Here is a 21,763-nt window from a genome sequence, read left to right on the forward strand (position 1 = left end):
GACCACCCCGATTACCCTCTTTCCGATGAAAAATTTTTCGAGAAGGGGGGTGGCGTATTCCGCCATCTTTTCTATTCTGCCCGCTTGGTATCGCCCGCCCGGGCACACAGGAACACAAATGCAATTCGTATTCGACGGACACAACGACGTTCTTCTCCGGCTTTGGACACATGAACGAGAGGGCGGCGATCCAGTCGCTGAGTTTTCAAACGGAACGGATTCGGGCCACATCGATGCACCTCGTGCAAGGGAAGGCGGGCTCGTTGGCGGGCTTTGCGCCATCTATGTGCCATCGGGCGACCTAGTCTTTGCGGATCCCGACAAGAGCGGCCACTATGTAACGCCGCTCGCAGCGCCGCTCGATCCGCTTCCCTCGCTCAGGACGGCAACCGAAATGGCCGCGATCGCGCTCCGGCTCGACCGTGCCGGCGCCTGGCGCCTCTGCCGCAGGGTCACGGACATCAGGAGGTCGATTGCGGACGGCGTATTTGCCGCCGTCATGCACATGGAAGGCTGCGAAGCGATCGGCGCCGATCTCGCCGCGCTCGAGGTCTTCCATGCCGCCGGTCTGCGGTCGCTTGGTCCCGTCTGGAGCCGCCACAACATCTTCGGGCACGGCGTTCCTTTCGCATTCCCGATGTCGCCGGATACGGCTCCCGGCCTGACGGATGCGGGCTTTGCGCTGGTGCGCGAGTGCAATCGTCTCGGCATCATGCTCGACCTCGCCCACATAACTGAAAAGGGCTTCTGGGATGTGGCAAAGACAACGGACCGACCGCTTGTCGCCAGCCATTCCAACGCCCACGCGCTGACGCCGGTCGCCCGCAACCTGACGGACAAGCAGCTCGACGCGATCAAGGAAAGCCGCGGCCTGGTTGGGATCAACTATGCAACGGCAATGCTTCGCAGCGATGGCCGCTCCGATGGCGATACGCCGCTGAGCGACATGATCCGCCACATCGACTATCTCGTCGAGCGCGTCGGCATCGATTGCGTGGCTCTCGGATCGGACTTCGACGGGGCGACGATTCCCGACGAAATCGGCGACGCAGCCGGCAACCAAAGGCTGATTGCAGCCCTCCAGCGCGCGGGATATTCTGGCAGCGATCTAGAAAAAATCGCCAGCGAAAACTGGCTTCGAATTCTGGCTTCGGCGTGGGGAGAAGAGGGCGCCTAGGACTGATATCTTTGTATTTAAATTGAAAAACAGGGGAACAAAATTATGATGCTGAATAAAATGAACCGATCTTTCCGCGCGCTTTCCGCAAGCGCAGCGCTCGCCATCCTGATGGCTGCCGCACCGGCTGCCTTCGCTGAAACGCCGAAGGACACGCTCGTTGAAGGCTTCGCGATCGATGACATCATCACCATGGATCCGGGCGAAGCGTTCGAACTCTCGACCGCCGAAGTCACGAGCAACACCTATAGCCTGCTCGTTCGCCTCGACATGAGCGACACCTCGAAGATTAAGGGCGATCTCGCCGACAGCTGGACGGTATCCGACGACGGCCTGACCTATACCTTCAAGCTGAAGTCCGGCCTCAAGTTCGCCTCCGGCAATCCGATCACCGCGGAAGACGTTGCGTGGTCCTTCGAGCGCGCTGTCAAGCTCGACAAGAGCCCGGCCTTCATCATCACGCAGTTCGGCATCACCGGCGACAACGTAACGGAAAAGGCCAAGGCAACGGACGAGAACACCTTCGTCTTTACCGTCGACAAGCCTTACGCACCGAGCTTCGTCCTGAACTGCCTGACCGCGACTGTGGCCTCGGTTGTCGACAAGAAGCTCGTCCTCGACCACGTCAAGCCGGTTACGCCAACCGCTGAATACAAGTACGACAACGACTTCGGCAACGACTGGCTGAAGACCGGCTATGCTGGTTCTGGCGCCTACAAGCTGCGCGAATGGCGCGCGAACGAAGTGGTCGTTCTCGAGCGCAACGACAACTTCTATGGTGACAAGGCCAAGCTCAACCGCGTCATCTACCGCTTCATGAAGGAAAGCTCAGCTCAGCGCCTCGCCCTCGAAGCCGGTGATATCGACATTGCCCGCAATCTCGAGCCGGGCGATCTCGAAGCGCTCGCCAAGAACCCGGACCTTGCCTCCGCAAGCGCGCCGAAGGGCACTGTCTACTACGTCAGCCTCAACTCGAAGAACGAGAACCTGAAGAAGCCTGAAGTCCAGGAAGCCTTCAAGTATCTGGTCGACTACGACGCGATCGGCTCGACGCTCATCAAGGGCATCGGCGAGATCCACCAGACCTTCCTGCCGACCGGCCAGCTTGGCGCGCTCAACGAGAACCCATACAAGTTCGACGTCGCCAAGGCGAAGGAACTCCTGGCGAAGGCCGGCCTGAAGGATGGCTTCTCCGTGACCATGGATGTTCGCAACACGCAGCCGGTAACCGGCATCGCTGAATCGATGCAACAGTCGCTCGCCCAGGCCGGCATCAAGATGGAAATCATCCCCGGCGACGGCAAGCAGACCCTGACCAAGTATCGAGCTCGTACGCACGACATGTACATCGGTCAGTGGGGCTCCGACTATTTCGACCCGAACTCGAACGCGGATACCTTCACCACCAACCCCGACAATTCGGATGCGGGCACGGTGAAGACCCTTGCCTGGCGCAACACCTGGGAAGCACCGGAACTCGACAAGGAAACGAAGGCAGCTCTTCTCGAGCGTGACAGCGCCAAGCGTGCCGCCATGTACGAAGACATCCAGAAGAAGTTCCTGGCGAACAGCCCGTTCGTGATCATCTTCCAGCAGACGGAAGTGGCCGGCTATCGCAAGAGCGTCAAGGACTTCAAGCTGGGACCGAGCTTCGACACGAACTATGTCGGTCCGATCGGCAAGGAATGATCCGGCAGGATTGATCCATTGAGCATCGTCGAAACAACGACGGAGGCGCGGCCCAAACAGGGCCGTGCTCTTCCATTTGCAAAGGCGGTCGGGCGATTTCTCATCGCCGCCGTGACCACTTATCTCGGTCTCTTGGCCGTAACGTTCTTCATCGGCCGGGTTGTCCCGATTGATCCGGTTCTGGCGATCCTGGGCGATCGCGCACCGTCGCATGTTGTCGAGCGTGTGCGCCACGAGCTCGGATTCGACCTGCCGCTCTATCAGCAGTTCTACATCTATCTGAAGAGCATCCTGTCGGGAGATTTCGGCACCTCGGTGCTCACGACCAACCCCGTGATGGTCGACATTCGCCGCGCCTTTCCGGCAACGGTCGAGCTCGCGACGCTCGGCACGATCATCGGCTCCGTCATCGGCGTGCCTCTTGGCGTACTGGCCGCTGTGAAGCGCGGTAGTTTCGTCGACCAGATTGTGCGCGTGATCGGTCTTGTCGGCTATTCGGTGCCGATTTTCTGGCTCGCGTTGATCTCGCTCGTCATCTTCTACGCTCAGCTGCGCTGGGTCGCTTTCCCGGGCCGTATCGATATCGTGTTCGAATACACATTTACACCGATTACCGGCTTCTATCTGATCGACAGCGCCATGCAGGGCCAGTGGGACGTCTTCTACGACGTCTTCCGCCACATCATCCTGCCGGCATCGCTGCTCGGCTACTTCTCGCTCGCATACATCAGCCGCATGACCCGCAGCTTCATGCTCAACGAACTGAGTCAGGAATACGTGGTTGCCGCGCGCGCCAAGGGGCTGTCCGAGACCCGGGTTATCTGGGGCCATGCGCTCCGCAACGCCGCCGTGCCGCTGGTCACCGTCATTGCCCTTTCCTATGCCGGTCTGCTTGAAGGATCGGTCCTGACGGAAACGGTCTTCTCCTGGCCGGGCATAGGTCTCTACATCACCAATTCGCTCCAGAACGCGGACATGAACGCAGTCCTCGGTGGCACGATTGTCATCGGCACGGTTTTCATCGGCATCAATCTATTGTCTGACCTTCTCTATCGGACGCTTGACCCAAGGACGCGAAACCGATGACGGTTCCAAACCAAACAGCGCCATTGAGCCGCCGCGAGTGGTTGCTTTCCGACCGCCCGCAATCGCGCACGCAGGCACGCCTTGGACGCGCCTATGTCACGTGGCGGCAGTTCACCGCCAACCGACTGGCCGTTGTCGGGCTGCTGATTATCGTCGCCCTGCTTCTCGTCGCGGCTTTTGCCGATCTTATCGCCACGCATTCGCCCGTCGTCGGAGACCTGAAGAACGCCCGCCTGCTCCCGCCTGGCACCGCCGGCTATCTGCTTGGAACAGACGACCAGGGACGCGACATCTTCTCGCGACTGATTTACGGCTCGCGCCTGACCCTGCTGGTCGTGGTCCTTGTAGCCATCATATCAGCACCCATCGGGCTGATCGTCGGCACGGTATCCGGCTACGCCGGCGGCTGGGTGGACGCCGTGCTGATGCGCATCACCGACATCTTTCTCGCGTTCCCGAAGCTGGTGCTTGCGCTTGCTTTCGTGGCCGCGCTGGGACCCGGCATCCAGAACGCCATCATCGCGATCGCGATCACCTCATGGCCGCCTTACGCGCGTATCGCACGCGCCGAAACCCTGACCGTGCGCCGCTCCGATTATATCTCGGCGGTCAAGTTGATGGGGGCCTCTCCTCTTCGGATCGTGGTTCGCCACGTCATGCCGCTTTGCATTTCCTCGTTGATCGTTCGCGTGACGCTCGACATGGCCGGTATCATCCTTACGGCCGCCGGCCTCGGCTTCCTCGGCCTCGGCGCCCAGCCTCCGCTGCCCGAATGGGGCGCGATGATTGCGTCAGGACGCCGTTTCATCCTCGACCAGTGGTGGGTGGCGGCAATGCCCGGTATCGCGATCCTGATCGTCAGCCTTGGCTTCAACCTGCTGGGTGACGGATTGCGTGATGCGCTTGACCCGAAGGAGAGCGGACGATGACCACGCTTCTTACAGTCAAGAACCTCAAGGTCAGCTATCCCACCCGTACCGGCGTCATCGAAGCCGTGCGCGGGGTATCCTTCACGCTCGGCAAGGAGCGGCTCGGCATCGTCGGCGAATCCGGCTCAGGAAAATCACAGACCGGACGCGCGATCATGGGCCTCACGCCGCCGCATGGCATCGTGACCGCCGATACGCTGGATTTCAATGGCATCGACCTCTTGTCCGCACCGGCGAAGCAGCGGCGCCTTCTCCGCGGCAAACGCATTGCCATGGTCTTGCAGGATCCGAAGTATTCGTTGGATCCGGTCATGAGCATCGGCAGGCAGATCTGTGAAACGCTAAGGACACACGAAAAGGTCGGCAAGGGCGAAGCGCGTGATCGCGCGCTGACGATGCTGGAAGCGGTGCAGATCCGCGATCCGCAACGCGTCTTCGATCTCTATCCGCACGAAGTCTCGGGTGGCATGGGGCAGCGCGCGATGATCGCAATGATGCTGATCGCCGATCCGGAACTGCTGATTGCCGACGAACCGACATCAGCGCTCGACGTCACCGTCCAGCTCGACGTGCTCAGGATCATGGATCGGCTGGTGTCCGAACGCGGCATGGGCCTGATTTTCGTGTCGCACGATCTGCGCCTCGTCTCTTCCTTCTGCGACCGTGTCATCGTGATGTATGCTGGCAAGGTAGTCGAGGAACTCAAGGCGTCCGAATTGCGTAACGCCCAGCACCCCTATACCCAAGGTCTCTTGAATTGCATGCCGCAGATTGGTGAGAACAGGCATCCCCTGCCGGTGCTGGACCGTAAACCGGAGTGGGCGGCATGAGCGCAGCACTCTCCGTCGACGCATTGAGCGTCGTTTACGACCACTTCCACGCGCTGAAGAATGTCAGCGTCGATATTGAGCCCGGTGACTCCTTCGGGCTCGTGGGCGAATCCGGCTCAGGAAAGTCGACCCTGCTGCGTGCCGTGGCCGGCCTAGCACCGGTGAGAAGCGGGGCGATCAGGATACACGGCGAACAACTGGTTGGCGCGCAACGCAGCAAGGCCTTCTATCGGCAAGTGCAGATGGTCTTTCAGGATCCCTATGGCTCGCTGCATCCGCGGCAGACCATCGATCGGCTCCTTCTAGAACCTTTGGCGATCCATGGTATCAGCGACAGTGAAACCCGCATCGCGCGTGCCTTGGACGAAGTCGGGCTCGGCAACGGCTTTCGTTTTCGCTATCCGCATCAGCTCTCCGGCGGCCAGCGGCAGCGTGTTGCCATTGCCCGTGCGCTTATTGTCGAGCCGTCCATTCTGTTGCTGGACGAGCCGACATCGGCGCTCGATGCCTCCGTGCAGGCAGAGGTTCTGAACCTCCTGGAACAGGTCCGCCGCGACCGGAAGCTGACGTTCGTCATGGTCAGCCACGACCTCGGCGTCATCACGCACATGTGCGAGCGGCTTGCCGTCATGCGCAATGGCGCGGTCGTTGAGCGACTGACGGCAACGGAGTTGGCGCAGGCCGCGGTTCACGAAGATTACACGAAAAATTTGATGCTCGCGAGCAAGGGCTTCGTGAAGGCCTGAAAGCCAGTGTTTTCAAGTCATCGAATTTCTTGAACCACCGCGGGGCGTTAGGGATAACGCCCCGTTAAAACACGACCATTCGACTAGACTATTGACAGCTGCCTTACTTCTGTCATGATCCCGTTAACGAGCGTTAATTTTCGTGATCATGGAGATGCGGCATGTTCTTTCTCGGTGGTATGACCATGGGATACCTCGCGCCTCCGGCCAAGGCCGACAAGGACGCGAAAAGCGCGGCATCGATCCCCGCCGAACGCGATCGGCGCCTGCTCGACACATCGAACATCGCCCATCAAGACAACGTCGTTGAACGCTCGCTGATCTGGGCCTGGAGAACGCTCTGCTAGAACGCAGGCACGAAACGATTTTCTCATCGCAATGCGGCTGGTGGAATTTTATCTCTACCAACTAGATAGACAATATAAGAAAATAAGCTCCACGTGGAAGCTTGGAGAACACGGAGGCGACACATGGCAGACTTGGGTATTTCGCATACTCATGTGAACCAGTATGGTTCCGTGCGATCGAAGAAGCCGGCAGCGGCCGGCAGCCGAATTCAACGCGTCCTGCACACGACGCTCGTTGCGGCGGCGTTCGTTTTCGTTGCGGCTGTCGTTTGCGGATTGATCGGCTAAACCGGCTGCGCGCCGTTGGAACCCGCTTTTCTACTTTAAAAACATCCTCTTTCCCAAGGTGGAACCAAAAACACCGGTCGCCGTTATCCTGTCATCAATGACCAAGGAGAACGCAATGCTTTACTACGCACTGGTGTTTCTTGTTGTAGCGCTTATCGCTGGTGTCCTCGGATTCGGCGGTATTGCAGGCGCATCAGCCTCGATAGCCCAGGTACTTTTCTTCCTGTTCCTGATTCTGTTTGTCGTTTCGCTGATCGCTCGCTTGATGCGCAGAGCCTGATCACAACAAAATCAGACAGATCCGGCGTCCGAAAGGCGCCGGATTTTTCATGTCCAGCAGACCCCCACTTCATCAATTTGATGCTCGAGAGACAGCCTCAGCGAAAGCTCTTGACTTGAATTATTGCAATAGTGTCCAACTTTCCGGATTGGCTCTGTGGGGGAGAACACGCCATTAACCAGATTCTCTCCCCATCTGCTCGACAGTCCGCGTCTAAATCGATTCGCATCGTCTGTTGATTGCCGTTGGCTTTGTTGCTGTCCCCCGCTGACATAGCTCAGCGTCGTTCATGCGGCAGTCATACTTGGCAGTGCAAAAGGCGAAACAATTACCACAACTTCGTTTGGATCCAGAACCGAACCATGTCCATATCCGCCACGCCTGCGACTCCGTCCCGCGAGTCTGAATCGAAGCAGATCGATCACAACGACTCGATCCGATCGACCTATCTTTCCATCGAAGACATTAAGGCGATGGGCGCGTCCATAGCGACGGACGGCGTGAGTTCGCTGCCAGCCTTTGCGCCATTCGACTTTTTCGCGCGGCACAAGGAAAACGAAAAAGAGATTCTGCGCGTCTACCGCACAACCGCAGCCGATGTGGAATCCGGTGAGACGATCACGCCTGCTGCCGAATGGCTGCTGGACAACCACTACATCGTCGAGGAAGCGATCCAGGAAGTTCGCCGCGACTTTCCGAAGCGTTTCTATCGCGAACTGCCGACAATCAGCCTGAACGGCACCCAGATCCCGCGCACGCTCGCACTGGCCTGGCTCTATGTCGCCCATACCCACAGCACCATCTCCCAAGAAAGCCTGACCGCACTGGTGGACGGTTTCCAGGCAACGGAGACACTGCGGATTGGCGAGCTCTGGGCGCTCCCGTCGCTGGTACGCTACGTTCTGGTCGAAAATCTTCGTCGGATCTCAATTCGCGTCGAGCGCAGCCGGCGGATGCGCCGCCGCGCCAACGAGGCTGCGGATGAACTTGTGCGGCTGACCGACCCTGCCAAGGCCGCCGAATATCTCAAGACGCTGGAGCCGCTTGCCGAGGACAACACCTTCTCGACGCAGTTCCTCTATCGCATGCGCGATGGTTCGCAGGCCTCAAGCGTCGCAATCGCCTGGCTTGACGAACGACTCGGAAGCCTTGGACGCGACACCGAAGAGACCACGATGGCTGAACACAGCCGTCTGTCCTCCGGCAACGTCACCATGGGCAACATCATCCGCAGCCTGCGCGAGATCGACGACACCGAATGGTCGGTGTGGGTCGAGCAGGTCAGCCATGTCGACAAGTTGCTGTGGGACCACTCAGACTACGGCGATCTCGATTCCGGCTCGCGCAACAAGTACCGCAAGCAGATCGAGAAGCTGGCCAAGCGCTCGACGATGACGGAAATGGAGATCGCACAGCTCGCGCTCGACATGACGGAGGAAGCCAAGACCTCCGGTGAAGAGCAACCACACGAGCCCAATGTCGGCGGCTTCCTGACCGGTATGCACCGACCGAAGCTGGAGGCGCGGTCGAACTACCGTCCGACGATCACGCAGCACTTCGTCCGAACCGTACGCAAGTTCAACTGGCTGTCGATCGCCGTTCCGGTCCTGCTGCTCACCATTCTCGCGATGGTGATCGTTGGCCGTTTCATGGCGAATGCGGGCATGGGACCGGCGGAAATCGTTCTTCTACTGATCATGTTCTCGTTGCCGGCATCCGAAGGCGCGACGGGCCTCTTCAATACGGTGCTGTCATTCTTCGTGACGCCCGCTCGCCTCGTTGGCTATGAATTCAAGGAAGGCATTCCGGAAGACGCTCGCACGCTGCTGGTCGTGCCGTGCCTCATCTCCAACCGCGATAGCGTGGATGAACTCGTCCGCAACCTCGAAGTCCACTACCTCGCCAACCCGCGGGGCGAGATCTATTTCGCGCTGCTCAGCGACTGGCCCGACAGCCAGGTCGAGGAAACCGCAGCCGACCTGGAAGTCTTGGACTATGCGCGGCGCGAAGTGGCCAATCTGTCGGCACGCTACGCCTATGATGGCAAGACCCGCTTCTATCTGCTGCACCGCCGCCGCCTGTACAATCCGTCGGAAGGTGCATGGATGGGCTGGGAACGCAAGCGCGGCAAGCTTCACGAGCTGAACCTGCTGCTGCGTGGCGACCGCGACACCACCTACCTTCCGGGCGCAAACATCGTGCCCGAGAACGTCCAGTACGTTATGACGCTCGATGCCGACACACGCCTGATGCGCGATGCCGTCACCAAGCTCGTCGGCAAGCTCTACCATCCAATCAATCGCCCGGTAATCAACCCGGAGACCGGACGCGTCGAAAGCGGCTACGGCGTGCTGCAGCCCCGCGTGACGCCATCACTGACAACCGGCAAGGATGCCTCGGTATTCCAGCGCGTATTCTCCATCAACCGCGGCCTCGATCCCTACGTCTTCACAGTGTCCGACGTGTATCAGGACCTCGCGGGCGAGGGGACCTTTACCGGCAAGGGCCTCTATCATGTCGATGCCTTCGAAGCATCGCTGAAGGGCCGCATTGAGGAGAACTCTGTCCTCAGCCATGACCTTCTCGAAGGCTCCATGGCTCGTTGCGCGCTGGTCACGGATCTTGAGCTCGTCGAGGACTTCCCGACCCGATACGAGGTCGAAACCTCGCGTCAGCATCGCTGGGCGCGCGGCGACTGGCAGCTTCTGCCTTACATGTTCAATCCGAAGTACGGCGTCACGGCCCTTGGCCGCTGGAAGATGTTCGACAATCTGCGCCGCTCGCTAACGCCGATCGCCTGGTTCTTCGCCTCAGTGCTCGGCTGGTACTTCATGGACCCGCTCGGCGCCCTGATCTGGCAGATTCTTCTGATCTTCTGCCTGTTCGTCGCCCCAACCCTCTCGCTCATCAATGGCATCATCCCGCGCACCAGCGATATCGTCGCGCGCGCGCATCTATACACGGTCTGGTCCGACATCCGTGCCGCCAACGCCCAGGTGGCCCTGCGGATCGTCTTCATTGCCGACTCCGCCTGCATGATGGCCGATGCGATCGGTCGCTCCCTTTATCGCCTGTTCTTCAGCCATAAGCTGATGCTGCAGTGGCGCACCGCAGCCAGCGTTCAGGCCGGCAGACAGGGAACGATCCTCTCCTACTACAAGGCAATGTGGCACGCACCCGTTCTGGCCGTGCTGGCACTCGCCTTTGCCTACCTCTCCGGCGACAAGGCCTTCCTGGTCGGCATTCCCTTTGCCGTCCTGTGGATACTGTCACCCGTGGTGGCCTATTACGTGAGCCAGTCCGCCGAAACGGAAGACCGTCTGGAAGTTGCCGACTCGGTTTCGAACGAGCTTCGCAAGATCGCGCGCCGCACGTGGCGCTACTTCGAAACCTTCACCACGGCCGAACAGAACTTCCTGCCGCCGGATAACGTCCAAGAAACGCCTCACGTCATCGTCGCGACCCGTACGTCGCCAACCAATATTGGCGTCTATCTCCTCTCTGTCGTATCCGGTCGCCATTTCGGATGGTTCTCCTTTGAAGAAACGATCGAGCGTCTCGAGCAGACGATTGCGACGATCGACAAGATGGAGAAGTTCCGTGGCCACCTGTTCAACTGGTACCACACGGACACGCTGCAGACGCTTGGCCCGCGCTACGTGTCGGCGGTCGACAGCGGCAACCTCGCTGGTCATCTGATTGCGATCTCGTCCGCCTGCCGAAACTGGGCGGAAGCGCCCTCGGCACACATGCAAGGCAATCTCGACGGTGTTGGCGATACGGCCGGCATCCTCGCAGAGGTGCTCGCCGAGCTGCCGGACGATCGCAAGACGGTCCGCCCGCTTCGCCGCCGCCTGGAAGAACGCATTATCGGCTTCCAGAACGCACTGGCCGCCGTCAAGCGCGAACACGAGTTCGCCTCCATCCGCATCATCAACCTCTCGGTTCTGGCACGCGACATCCAGAAGCTCGCTGCAAACCTCGACCACGAAGTGAAATCCGCACTGAGCGCCGAGGTTACCCGCTGGGCTGAATCGCTGGTCAAGGTCTGCGAAGCTCATATCTCCGACAGCACCTTCGATCTTGCGAATATCGACGCACTGCGTCCGCGCCTCATCGCACTTCGCGACAAGGCACGCGACCTCGCCTTCTCGATGGACTTCGGCTTCCTCTTCCGCCCGGAGCGCCGGTTGCTGTCGATCGGCTACCGCGTGGAAAGCGGTGAGCTCGATCAGGCCTGCTACGACCTTCTGGCATCCGAATGCCGCCTGACCAGCCTCTTTGGCATTGCCAAGGGCGATCTGCCGACGGAGCATTGGTATCGCCTCGGCCGCCAGGTCGTTCCGGTCGGCTCGCGCGGCGCGCTGGTGTCCTGGTCGGGATCCATGTTCGAATACCTCATGCCTCCTCTGGTCATGCAGGAACGTGGCGGGGGCATTCTGAACCAGACCAACAATCTCGTAGTGGTCGAGCAGATGAACTACGCCCGCAAACTGGGCATCCCGTGGGGCATCTCCGAAGCGGCCTTCAACGCCCGCGACCATAACCTGAACTACCAGTACACCAACTTCGGCGTACCTTCGCTCGGCCTGAAGCGCGGCCTTGGCCACAACGCCGTCATCGCGCCTTACGCATCGATCCTCGCCAGCCAATACAATCCGCCGGCAGCGATCGAAAACCTCGAGCGCCTGCGCAAGCTCGGTGCTCTCGGGAAATATGGCTTCCATGACGCCGTCGACTTCACGCCGACACGCGTGCCGGAAGGAAAGACCTGCGCGGTGGTCTACAATTACTATGCCCACCACCACGGCATGTCGATCGCAGCTGTTGCCAACGTGGCCTTCAACGGTCACCTGCGCGAGCTCTTCCACTCCGATCCTGTCATCGAGGCGGCCGAACTGCTGCTGCAGGAAAAGGCGCCGCGCGATATCCCGGTCATGAGCGGCAAGCACGAGTCCGATACGCCGGCAAGCATTCAGGACGACCTGCTGCGGCCGGAGCTGCGCAAGATCTACGATCCGGCGTCGCGCGAACGCGAACTCGTCTTCCTCTCGAACGGTCACTATTCGCTCATGCTCACCGCGACCGGCGCCGGCTATTCGCGCTGGAACGGCCAGTCCGTTTCGCGCTGGAAGGCAGATCCGACCGAAGACCGGTGGGGAACCTTCATCTTCCTGCGCGACACCGCGACCAACGAATGGTGGTCGGCGACCAGCGAGCCGAAGAGCATCGAAGGCGAGCAGGTCAAGGTGGAGTTTGCGGACGAAAAGGCCGAATTCACCAAAACGGTCGGTGAGTTGACCAGCGAAGTTGAGTGCATTGTTGCGACGGAGCACGACGCCGAAGGACGTCGTCTGACGCTGCTTAACACCGGCCTCGAAGATCGCTTCATCGAAGTGACCTCGTACCTGGAGCCGGTGCTCGCCACCGACGACGCCGACAACGCGCATCCCGCTTTTGCCCGGATGTTCGTCAAGACGGAAATCGGCAAGCGCGGCGACGTCATTCGCGCCGAACGCAACAAGCGTGATCCGAACGAGCCGAACATGGCTGTCGCCCATCTCATCGTGGACAACGCCGGCGCAACCCGTCACACGGAGTTCGAAACCGACCGTCGCAAGTTCCTCGGTCGCGGCCGCAGTCTTGCAAACGCCGCAGCCTTTGACCCGGGCGCGACGCTCTCGGGCACAGACGGCTTTACCCTCGATCCGGTTCTTTCGCTTCGCCGCACGGTGCGTGTCCCGGCCGGCAAGAAGGTCAGCGTCATCTTCTGGACGATTGCTGCACCCAGCCGACACGAGGTCGATCAGGCCGTCAGCCGGTATCGCCATGCCGATGCGTTCAACCACGAACTCGTCCAGGCATGGACCCGCACCCAGGTGCAGATGCGCCACGTCGGCGTGACCTCGCAGCAGGCCGCCGCCTTCCAGCATCTCGGCCGCCATCTGGTTTACCCCGACATGCATCTGCGCGCGGATGCAGCAGCGGTCGAAGCCGGCATGCAGTCCCAGTCATCCCTCTGGCCGTTGGCCATTTCGGGTGACTTCCCGATCTTCACGCTGCGCATCAACGACGACATGGACCTCGACATCGCCCGCGAGGCGCTGCTGGCCCAGGAATATCTGCGTTCACGCGGCGTGACGGCGGATCTCGTCATCATGAACGAGCGCGCGTCCTCGTACGCCCAGGACATGCAGCACGCCGTCGATCAGCTGGCAGAGAATGTTCGCCGTCTCGGCCAAGCCGACGGGCTGCGCCAGCATATCTTCACGGTCCGCAAGGACCTGATGGAGGAGGCGACCTACCACGCGCTGATTTCGGCGTCGCGGGTGACCTTCCATGCAAAGAACGGCAAGATCATCGATCAGATCAACCGTGCTGCGGCGCTGCTTGCACCGTCCAAGGAAGAGCAGCAGGAGCTGGAGCGTGCCGACCGCGCAAAGGCCCACAGCAAGCGAGCCACGCCGGCCGTACCGCCCGCCATACCCATGGTGGTGATTGAGGACGAGGGCGATCTCAGCTTCTGGAACGGCTTCGGCGGGTTCTCCAACGATGGCCGCGAGTACGTCGTGCGTCTTCCGGGCGGGCATTTCACGCCTCAGCCCTGGATTAACGTGATCTCGAACGAGAAGTTCGGTTTCCACGTATCCGCGGAAGGTGCTGGTTTCACGTGGAGCACCAACTCGCGTGACTATCAGCTGACGCTTTGGTCGAACGACGCCGTGATCAACCGTCCCGGCGAGGCCATCTACGTTGTCGATCGCGACAGTGGTGCCGTGATGACGCCGTACGCAGCGCTATCGCGCCGCCCGGACATCCGGTTCGAAGCGCGCCACGGACTTGGCTATTCGGTGTTCTCCAGCCACCAGAACGATATAAGCCTGGAACTCACGCAGACGGTCGATCGCGAACGACCAGTGAAACTCCAGCGCCTGCGTCTGCGCAACACCGGTTCGACCGCCCGCAAGCTACGGCTCTACGGCTACGTCGAATGGGTTCTCGGCAACAATACGCAGAAGACCGCGCCGTTCATTCTCTCCGAGCATGATGCGGAAACGGGCGCTCTGTTTGCCGGCAACAACTACAGCATCGACTATTCAGGCCGCGTCGCGTTCTTCGCCGCAAGCGAAAAACCGTCGAGCTTCACGGCGAGCCGCCGCGAGTTCATCGGCAAGACCGGTACGATCCACTCGCCGAAGGCCCTGCAGGCTGCTGCGGCACTTTCCGGAGCGACCGAGCTCGATGGCGATCCCGCAGCGGCACTGGCGATCGATATCGAGATCGCCGCCGGCGAAGAACGCGATGTTGTGCTCTTCCTGGGTGACACGAAGACACGCGAAGAAGCGAGAGCGCTGATCACGGATATTCGTGCAACCCAGTTCGACGACGTGGTCGAAGCAAACCGCGCCTTCTGGCAAGGCTTTACCGGCAAGCTTCAAATTTCGACGCCGGATCCGAGCATGAACAATCTGATCAACACCTGGCTGCCATACCAGAGCCTTGGCTGCCGCATTATGGCACGCACGGCGTTCTACCAGGCAAGCGGTGCCTTCGGCTTCCGTGACCAGCTCCAGGATACGCTGGCTTTCGTGCTGCATGAGCCGTCGATTGCCCGCAAGCAGATCCTGAACGCCGCGTCCCGCCAGTTCCGCGAAGGCGACGTGCAGCACTGGTGGCTGCCGGGAACGGGCGCCGGCGTGCGCACGCTGATTTCGGACGACGTCGTCTGGCTTGCTTATGCCGTGCATCACTACTGCACAGTAACGGGCGACAAGAGCGTCCTCGACGAGCAGCTCGCCTTCGTTGAAGGTCCTGCCTTGCTCGAGGGCCAACACGACTCGTTCTACAAGCCGGAAGTCTCGGAAGACACGGTCAGCGTCTACGAACATGCCGCCATCGCACTCGACCTGGCGATCGCCCGCGAGGGAAGCAACGGTCTCCCACTCTTCCTGGGCGGTGACTGGAATGACGGCATGAACCGGGTCGGCATCGGCGGCAAGGGCACGAGCGTTTGGCTCGGCTGGTTCCTCGCCGGTGCACTGCGCTCCTTCAGCGCCTATGCTGAAGAACGCGGCGACACCGCCCGCCTGGAACGCTGGACCAAGCATCTCAAGGAGCTAAAGACAGCGCTCGAAACCGCCGCCTGGGACGGCTCCTACTATCGTCGCGGAACGTTTGACGACGGTAGCCTGCTCGGTTCGAAGGAAAGCCTCGAGTGCCAGATCGATTCGATCGCGCAGTCCTGGAGTGTGCTGTCGGGCGAGGGTGACCCCGCTCATTCGGCCAAGGCGATGGAATCGGTGCTCGACAAGCTGGTGGACAACGAGGCGCGCATCATCCGCCTGTTTACGCCGCCCTTCGCCAATTCGGCCAAGGATCCCGGCTACATCAAGGCCTATCCTCCGGGCGTTCGCGAGAACGGCGGCCAGTATACCCACGCAGCAACCTGGGTGGTAATGGCGCTTGCCGAACTCAACCGCGGCGACGACGCGCTGCGTTGCTTCGAACTGCTGAACCCGATCAGCCACGCACGCGACCTTGAGGCAGCCGAACGCTACCGCGTCGAGCCCTACATCATCGCCGCGGACGTGTACGGCGAAGGTGCCCTGACCGGCCGTGGCGGCTGGACCTGGTACACCGGGTCGGCCGGCTGGCTATACCGCGCAGCGGTGGAAGGCCTTCTCGGTATCCGGCTGAAGAATGGGCGGCTTCATGTTCGCCCGGCACTTCCAAGCGCCTGGGACGGCTTCTCCGCAGAGATTGAACATGCCGGTAGCAAATACCTCATTTCGGTCTCAAAATCGTCCCATCAGAGGGGCTACGATGTCGCCATCAACGGACGCGAAGTCCCCGATCCCGATGAGGGATATCCGGTCGGATAACAGCACCAGCTGACGCTTATGATCCGGCGATTCGTTGCGGCCAAAGGGGAAACCTTTTGGCCGCAACCGCGTTTGCAATACGGAAGCAGGAGAGGTCAATGGTAGCAACGCCCGAGAGAACCTTCGGCGCAGGTCGCAGTTTTGCGACTGCCATGCGGTCCCAACGCGATACCCGCCTGGATGTTTTGCGCGGGTTGGCTCTGATCACGATTTTCATCAATCACGTTCCCGGCCAGATTTTCGAGAATCTCACCACGAAGAATTTCGGCTTCTCGGACGCTGCCGAGGCCTTCGTCCTCATTTCGGGAATCGCGGTCGGTTTGGCCTATGGTTCGCGTTTTCAGCCTGGCGCCTGGCTAGAAACCGCAAAGAAGGCAACGAAACGCGCCTTTACCCTCTACCTCGCCCATATGATCACGACGTTCATGACGCTTGCCATGTTCATTGTAGGTGCCTGGGTCTTTCATAGGCCGGGGCTTCTCTGCGAGATCAACATCCTCGCAATTCTCACCAATCTAAAAGCCGGCATCCCATCGCTGCTGCTGCTCGGACACCAGATAGGCTACAACAACATATTGCCCATGTACGGCTCCTTGATGCTGATGGTGCCGATCATCCTGTTGCTCGACGCGAGGAGCCCGCTTCTCGCTTTGGCCGTGTCGGGCTCCGTGTGGCTGCTTGCCGGCATCTACCAGATTGCCCCTCACAATCTATTGATCGAGGGCTATTGGTTCCTCAATCCGCTCTCCTGGCAGTTCTTGTTCACGATCGGCATCGTCGGGATGATGTATGTGCGCCGGGGCGGCACGCTGCCGAGCCACCCGCTTCTCATGACGCTCGCGACCGGCTACGTGCTTCTGTCGTTCGTCTGGGTTGTCGGGCAGCTTTGGAGCTTCGGCAATGCGCTTGCAGCCCTCGGGCTGCCGCCTGTGCTGACAGGCTTCGACAAGACATTCCTGTCATTACCGCGGCTTCTGCATGTGCTGGCGCTCACCTATCTGGTGCTGAACATCCCCGTGATGTCGCGGATCCTGCGCCGCTCCGAGGACAATGCGCTGGTCGTCCTCGGTCGCCACTCCCTCAACATCTTCGTTGCAGGGACGATCCTGGCAATGGCTGGACAGGTGCTGCTCTACATCAACAACCGCGATCAGGTTGTCGGCCCGATCTTCGTCGTTCTCGGCGTCGTCGTTCAGTTTGCCTATGCCTACCATCTCGAGCGTAAGCGCAAGCTCGGCCGCGACGGCCCGCCACGACTGGCCCATGGCCCCATGCAACCGATCCCCGTTCGCGCGGACGGGATGCGTGGTATGGAGCACAAACGGTAGCCTCGCCAAGCCGACGCGACGCAGCAAAAACCTTGACTCCTGTGGAAAACCTTTTATGAGCAGCGATGGAAAAGGGAATATCCATGGTTCGCCAAGAACAAGCCATTGCTGCACGCAATGACCGGGCACGGAGTGCCGGGGTGGATATTGCCGTTCCGGTTTCTTCCAAAACCAAGGCCAAAACGACGACGAAAACCGTCTGACGTCTCTGGCCTGCCGCTCTCTCCCCGGCCCGGCTGGGGACAGAAAGCCGCGATTGTTTCGCGCCTTTCCCTTCACCGGACAAGAGGAGAGAAGAGAAAGAGAGCTTGAGAAATGGGTTTTAAAGTTGCAGTTGCGGGAGCGACCGGAAATGTGGGCCGGGAAATGCTCAATATCCTTTCCGAACGCGGTTTTCCCGCCGATGAAGTCGTAGCGCTCGCCTCTTCGCGCTCGCAGGGCACCGAAGTCTCCTTCGGCGACAAGACGCTCAAGGTCGCGAACCTCGAAAACTACGACTTTTCCGACACCGATATCTGCCTGATGTCGGCCGGCGGCGAGGTTTCGAAGAAGTGGTCTCCGAAGATCGGTGCGCAGGGTTGCGTTGTCATCGACAACTCTTCCGCATGGCGTTACGACGCCGATGTGCCGCTGATCGTTCCGGAGGTGAACCCGGACGCCATCGAACAGTTCACCAAGCGCAATATCATTGCCAATCCGAATTGCTCGACCGCCCAGCTCGTCGTGGCCCTTAAGCCGCTGCATGACTTCGCCAAGATCAAGCGCGTCGTCGTATCCACCTACCAGTCCGTTTCCGGCGCCGGCAAGGACGGTATGGACGAGCTGTTCAATCAGACGCGCGCCGTTTTCGTCGCCGATCCGATCGAAAACAAGAAGTTCACCAAGCGCATCGCCTTCAACGTCATCCCTCACATCGACGTCTTCATGGAGGACGGCTACACGAAGGAAGAGTGGAAGGTTCTCGCAGAAACAAAGAAGATGCTTGATCCGAAGATCAAGGTGACCTGCACGGCTGTGCGCGTACCTGTTTTCATTGGTCACTCGGAATCCGTCAACATCGAGTTCGAGAGCGAGATCACGGCCGATCAGGCGCGCGACATCCTGCGGGAAGCACCGGGTTGCCAGGTCATCGACAAGCACGAGAACGGTGGCTACATCACGCCGTACGAGTCAGCCGGCGAAGATGCGACCTACATCTCGCGCATCCGCGAAGACGCAACGGTCGAGAACGGCCTGAACATCTGGGTTGTTTCCGACAACCTTCGCAAGGGCGCTGCTCTGAACGCGATCCAGATCGCGGAATTGCTCGTCAATCGTGGTCTCTTGAAGCCTCGCAAGCAGGCTGCCTGAACCATTTTTTAACCACGATGCGCTAAGCCCGCTTTTAAAGCGACAGCTTATTCTAGGTGCGGGATGCCAATTTTGGCCTCCCGCGCTTGTCAAAAGCGTAAGCGTCACAATATCGCCGAGAACAGGGTTTTAGCCCGTTTGCAGGTTAAGTTGATCGGGATCGGGGTAACTCTCCATGCGCATGACAAAGTTCTTGCTGGCTGCAGCCGCGGCTGCCGCCATTCTTCACGCAGTTCCAGCGGCAGCTCAAGGAGCACAGTGCGGTAACACCGGTGCTGGCTTCGACGCCTGGGTCAGCGCATTCAAGCAGGAAGCGGCTGCCAGCGGCGTAAACCGCGCCGTGCTCGACCGAGCCTTCGCGAATGTCGCCTACAATCGCCCGACGATCGCGGCCGACCGCGGCCAAAAGAGCTTCAAGCTGTCGTTTGATGCCTTCATGCAGAAGCGCGGCGGCGCAGCCATCATTTCCCGCGGCAAGGGCATGAAGCGTGCCAACGCTCCCCTGTTTGCATCCATCGAGCGGAAGTACGGCGTGCCAGCAGGCCCGCTGATCGCCATCTGGGGCATGGAGACAGGTTTCGGCAGCTACATGGGCAACCAGCACACAATGTCTGCTGTTTCGACCCTCGCTTACGACTGCCGCCGCTCCGATTATTTCACCGATCAGCTCTACGCAGCGCTTCAGCTGGTCTCGGAAGGCTATCTCAATCCGCAGGCACGCGGCGCCGCTCACGGCGAAATCGGCCAGACTCAGTTCCTGCCTCGCAACGTCGTCAATTTCGGCGTCGATGGGGATGGCGATGGCCGTGTTGACATGGTCGGGTCGCGCGCAGATGCGCTTGCCTCCACGGCAAACTTCCTCAAGGGCCACGGCTGGCAGGCTGGTGCCGGTTATCAGCCGGGCGAGCCGAACTTTGCGGCCATTGCAGGCTGGAACGCCGCGACGGTCTACCAGCAGGCAATTGCCTACATCGGCCAGCAGATCGACGCCAATTAAGCCGGACACAGCTGTCTAGCAAAGCGCCGGAGGCAACTTCGGCGCTTTTTTATTTGTGCTTAGATTTCGGGGCGAACGAAGTCGCGCGTCTCCGCATCCATCACCCAGAGCTCACCGGTCGAAATATCGAACCAGGAACCATGAAGTTGGATCTGGCCGGCTTCTTCCAGCGCCTTGATGTTCGGAAACGTTCTGAGATTATCGATCGAGTTTCGGATCGAAATACGCTCAAGCGCTGTCTGTCGCTCGCCTGGCGTCATGATGTCGTTACTCTGGATCTGCTCCGCAGCCGGCCGTAAAAGCGACATCCAACGACCGATAAAGTCGCCGGGCGACAGCGGTTCGGCGTTGGGATCGAGCGCTGCGCGAATACCGCCGCAACGACCGTGTCCCATCACGACGATGTCTGAAACCTTCAGCACCTGAACAGCGAATTCCAATGCTGCCGAGGTGGCATGGAAATGGCCGTCCGGTTCGTAGGGCGGCACCATGTTGGCGACATTGCGAACAACGAACAGCTCGCCGGGGCCCGCATCGAATATCAGCTCCGGCGCAGCGCGCGAGTCTGAACAGGCTACGACGAGGGTGCTTGGGCTCTGGCCGTTCTCGGCGAGCGTCTTATAGCGGTCACGAGCATCGGCATAACGCCCGCTCATGAAGTTGCGATAGCCGTCCAGAAGGGTGTTTGGAAAACGCTGCATGTCATTCGATTACAGCGGGAACCGGACAAGATCAACCATAGCAGTGCAAAATCACCGCCACGAAGAAAGCTAGCTCTTTCGTCTCTGCGCCGGATGCAGCAGCCGCCGCATCTGCACCATGGCCATCGGCGTTGCCAGGCTGGACGCGTCGCTTGCAAGCGTCAGTTCATCGCTACCACGTTTAACGGCGCGCGCGAGAACCTCGTAGACGCTTGCCGTTGCTAGCTGGAGCGCCTTCTCATCCTCCATTCCCGACAGGAGCCGGGAGAGGAACAGGGCGGCAAGCAGGTCGCCGAGACCGTTCGGCGGCTTTTCGACAAGGCGATGCTCGGCAAGCAGGGCATGCCGTCCCGAAAGATAGAGATTTCCGGTACCGCCGGCCATCATCGGTACCGCGGAAGTAACGAGCATACGCGAAGGTCCAAGCGACAGCGCGGCATCGATGATCGCGGTATTGTCCTCAAGCGGAGCGCCAGCGAGCCAGGCCAGCTCATACCTGTTGGGTGTCGCAAGCGAGGCCAGCGGAATAAGATGGTCCCGGATGGCCTCGGCGGTCGCCTCCGGTACATAGAGGCCGCCCAGGTCTCCCATCACGGGATCGCAAACATAGAAGAGATCCGGATCTCGTTCCCGCAGCGCGGCGACGAGCCGTGCGACCGAACGCGCCTGCGCAGCGTTGCCAAAATACCCCGTAAGAACCGCTCGGACCTCGCCAATCCAGGGTGCGCGGATGAGATCGTCGATCGCGGCATCGAAATCGGCCTCGGCGAAGGTTAGCCGCGTAGATCGCCCGTGGCCGGGATGCCATGGCAGAACGATGGTCGGCAATGCCCAAACCTGATGGCCGAGTGTTTCCAGCGCGAATACGGCTGCACGGTTTCCGACTGAGCCACGTACCACATGGCTCGAGATCACGATCACAGTTCCCGCTGTATTCTGGGACATCTTCTTCCGATCCGAATTCTATTCGTTTCCGTAGATCTCCTTTTTGACGAGCAACTGTCAACCGTCCTTCATCCGGACATGCGATGTCTCCGAACCGGAGCAATCACCAAAATGAAAAAGTTCCGCATTCTTTTAAGAATCAGGCGTCTTCGAGGGAAAAAACGCACGAAAGCTGTCCGTTTCCGCCT

The 21,763-nt window shown here is 60.1% G+C and carries 15 protein-coding genes and 1 pseudogene; 14 read left to right on the plus strand and 2 right to left on the minus strand.

What is annotated here, in order from left to right; translation table 11 throughout:
* The first annotated feature begins 118 nt into the window (after positions 1 to 118).
* The 14 genes and pseudogenes from A6U87_RS07150 to A6U87_RS07210 all read left to right on the plus strand — a co-directional run bounded on the left by A6U87_RS07150 (position 119) and on the right by A6U87_RS07210 (position 19,929).
* Positions 119 to 1,177, plus strand: a complete 1,059-nt coding sequence (locus A6U87_RS07150) for a dipeptidase (protein WP_065690567.1) — start codon at positions 119 to 121, stop codon at positions 1,175 to 1,177.
* A gap of 45 nt (positions 1,178 to 1,222) precedes the next feature.
* Entirely contained in the window at positions 1,223 to 2,866 is a 1,644-nt protein-coding gene (locus A6U87_RS07155; RefSeq protein WP_065690568.1) for an ABC transporter substrate-binding protein, read from the plus strand.
* Between the two features lie 18 nt (positions 2,867 to 2,884).
* Positions 2,885 to 3,952, plus strand: a complete 1,068-nt coding sequence (locus tag A6U87_RS07160) for an ABC transporter permease (protein ID WP_065690569.1) — start codon at positions 2,885 to 2,887, stop codon at positions 3,950 to 3,952.
* Entirely contained in the window at positions 3,949 to 4,881 is a 933-nt protein-coding gene (locus A6U87_RS07165) for an ABC transporter permease (RefSeq protein WP_065690570.1), read from the plus strand. The genes A6U87_RS07160 and A6U87_RS07165 overlap by 4 nt, the downstream gene beginning before the upstream one ends.
* Positions 4,878 to 5,711 (plus strand): ABC transporter ATP-binding protein, encoded by an 834-nt coding sequence (locus A6U87_RS07170; RefSeq protein WP_065690571.1) that lies wholly within the window; start codon positions 4,878 to 4,880, stop codon positions 5,709 to 5,711. Before A6U87_RS07165 ends, A6U87_RS07170 begins: the two co-directional genes overlap by 4 nt.
* Entirely contained in the window at positions 5,708 to 6,457 is a 750-nt protein-coding gene (locus A6U87_RS07175) for an ABC transporter ATP-binding protein (RefSeq protein ID WP_065690572.1), read from the plus strand. The genes A6U87_RS07170 and A6U87_RS07175 overlap by 4 nt, the downstream gene beginning before the upstream one ends.
* Positions 6,458 to 6,618: 161 nt before the next feature.
* Positions 6,619 to 6,804, plus strand: coding sequence for a hypothetical protein (locus A6U87_RS07180; protein ID WP_065690573.1), 186 nt, complete (start codon positions 6,619 to 6,621; stop codon positions 6,802 to 6,804).
* A 123-nt stretch (positions 6,805 to 6,927) separates the two neighbouring features.
* The gene (locus tag A6U87_RS30095) at positions 6,928 to 7,092 is read left to right on the plus strand and encodes a hypothetical protein (RefSeq protein ID WP_198928683.1); all 165 of its coding nucleotides are present in this window, start codon (positions 6,928 to 6,930) and stop codon (positions 7,090 to 7,092) included.
* Positions 7,093 to 7,207: 115 nt separating this feature from the next.
* Positions 7,208 to 7,372 carry a DUF1328 domain-containing protein gene (locus A6U87_RS07185; RefSeq protein ID WP_065690574.1) on the plus strand — a complete coding sequence of 55 codons (165 nt, stop codon included), beginning with the start codon at positions 7,208 to 7,210 and terminating at the stop codon, positions 7,370 to 7,372.
* A 362-nt stretch (positions 7,373 to 7,734) separates the two neighbouring features.
* Complete coding sequence (locus tag A6U87_RS07190; protein WP_065690575.1) at positions 7,735 to 16,254, plus strand: glucoamylase family protein; 8,520 nt, start codon at positions 7,735 to 7,737, stop codon at positions 16,252 to 16,254.
* Between the two features lie 152 nt (positions 16,255 to 16,406).
* On the plus strand, positions 16,407 to 17,582 hold the full coding sequence (locus A6U87_RS07195; protein WP_244499440.1) for an OpgC family protein: 1,176 nt from the start codon (positions 16,407 to 16,409) through the stop codon (positions 17,580 to 17,582).
* Positions 17,560 to 17,785: pseudogene (locus tag A6U87_RS30100) on the plus strand (hypothetical protein). The gene A6U87_RS07195 and the pseudogene A6U87_RS30100 overlap by 23 nt, the downstream one beginning before the upstream one ends.
* Positions 17,786 to 17,897: 112 nt before the next feature.
* Positions 17,898 to 18,932, plus strand: a complete 1,035-nt coding sequence (locus A6U87_RS07205) for an aspartate-semialdehyde dehydrogenase (protein ID WP_065690577.1) — start codon at positions 17,898 to 17,900, stop codon at positions 18,930 to 18,932.
* 175 nt (positions 18,933 to 19,107) lie between these two features.
* The gene (locus A6U87_RS07210; RefSeq protein ID WP_065690578.1) at positions 19,108 to 19,929 is read left to right on the plus strand and encodes a lytic transglycosylase domain-containing protein; all 822 of its coding nucleotides are present in this window, start codon (positions 19,108 to 19,110) and stop codon (positions 19,927 to 19,929) included.
* Between the two features lie 59 nt (positions 19,930 to 19,988).
* Here the strand turns inward: A6U87_RS07210 and A6U87_RS07215 are convergent, their stop codons facing one another.
* Together A6U87_RS07215 and pdxY are read right to left on the minus strand one after the other, a co-directional pair.
* Entirely contained in the window at positions 19,989 to 20,630 is a 642-nt protein-coding gene (locus A6U87_RS07215; RefSeq protein WP_065690579.1) for a carbonic anhydrase, read from the minus strand.
* Between the two features lie 69 nt (positions 20,631 to 20,699).
* Complete coding sequence (gene pdxY / locus A6U87_RS07220; RefSeq protein ID WP_065690580.1) at positions 20,700 to 21,575, minus strand: pyridoxal kinase PdxY; 876 nt, start codon at positions 21,573 to 21,575, stop codon at positions 20,700 to 20,702.
* Between the last annotated feature and the right edge of the window lie 188 nt (positions 21,576 to 21,763).

It is taken from the genome of Rhizobium sp. AC44/96 (assembly GCF_001692185.1).
GTDB lineage: Bacteria > Pseudomonadota > Alphaproteobacteria > Rhizobiales > Rhizobiaceae > Rhizobium.

Excerpts from the sequence above, each read along its gene's own strand:
- A6U87_RS07180 (WP_065690573.1), top strand. The coding sequence starts at position 6,619 with ATGTTCTTTCTCGGTGGTATGACCATGGGATACCTCGCGCCTCCGGCC.
- A6U87_RS07165 (WP_065690570.1), top strand. The coding sequence starts at position 3,949 with ATGACGGTTCCAAACCAAACAGCGCCATTGAGCCGCCGCGAGTGGTTG.
- A6U87_RS07150 (WP_065690567.1), top strand. The coding sequence starts at position 119 with ATGCAATTCGTATTCGACGGACACAACGACGTTCTTCTCCGGCTTTGG.
- A6U87_RS07205 (WP_065690577.1), top strand. The coding sequence starts at position 17,898 with ATGGGTTTTAAAGTTGCAGTTGCGGGAGCGACCGGAAATGTGGGCCGG.
- A6U87_RS07215 (WP_065690579.1), bottom strand. The coding sequence starts at position 20,630 with ATGCAGCGTTTTCCAAACACCCTTCTGGACGGCTATCGCAACTTCATG.
- A6U87_RS07185 (WP_065690574.1), top strand. The coding sequence starts at position 7,208 with ATGCTTTACTACGCACTGGTGTTTCTTGTTGTAGCGCTTATCGCTGGT.
- A6U87_RS07190 (WP_065690575.1), top strand. The coding sequence starts at position 7,735 with ATGTCCATATCCGCCACGCCTGCGACTCCGTCCCGCGAGTCTGAATCG.
- A6U87_RS07195 (WP_244499440.1), top strand. The coding sequence starts at position 16,407 with ATGCGGTCCCAACGCGATACCCGCCTGGATGTTTTGCGCGGGTTGGCT.
- A6U87_RS07175 (WP_065690572.1), top strand. The coding sequence starts at position 5,708 with ATGAGCGCAGCACTCTCCGTCGACGCATTGAGCGTCGTTTACGACCAC.
- A6U87_RS07170 (WP_065690571.1), top strand. The coding sequence starts at position 4,878 with ATGACCACGCTTCTTACAGTCAAGAACCTCAAGGTCAGCTATCCCACC.
- pdxY (WP_065690580.1), bottom strand. The coding sequence starts at position 21,575 with ATGTCCCAGAATACAGCGGGAACTGTGATCGTGATCTCGAGCCATGTG.
- A6U87_RS07155 (WP_065690568.1), top strand. The coding sequence starts at position 1,223 with ATGATGCTGAATAAAATGAACCGATCTTTCCGCGCGCTTTCCGCAAGC.
- A6U87_RS30095 (WP_198928683.1), top strand. The coding sequence starts at position 6,928 with ATGGCAGACTTGGGTATTTCGCATACTCATGTGAACCAGTATGGTTCC.
- A6U87_RS07210 (WP_065690578.1), top strand. The coding sequence starts at position 19,108 with ATGCGCATGACAAAGTTCTTGCTGGCTGCAGCCGCGGCTGCCGCCATT.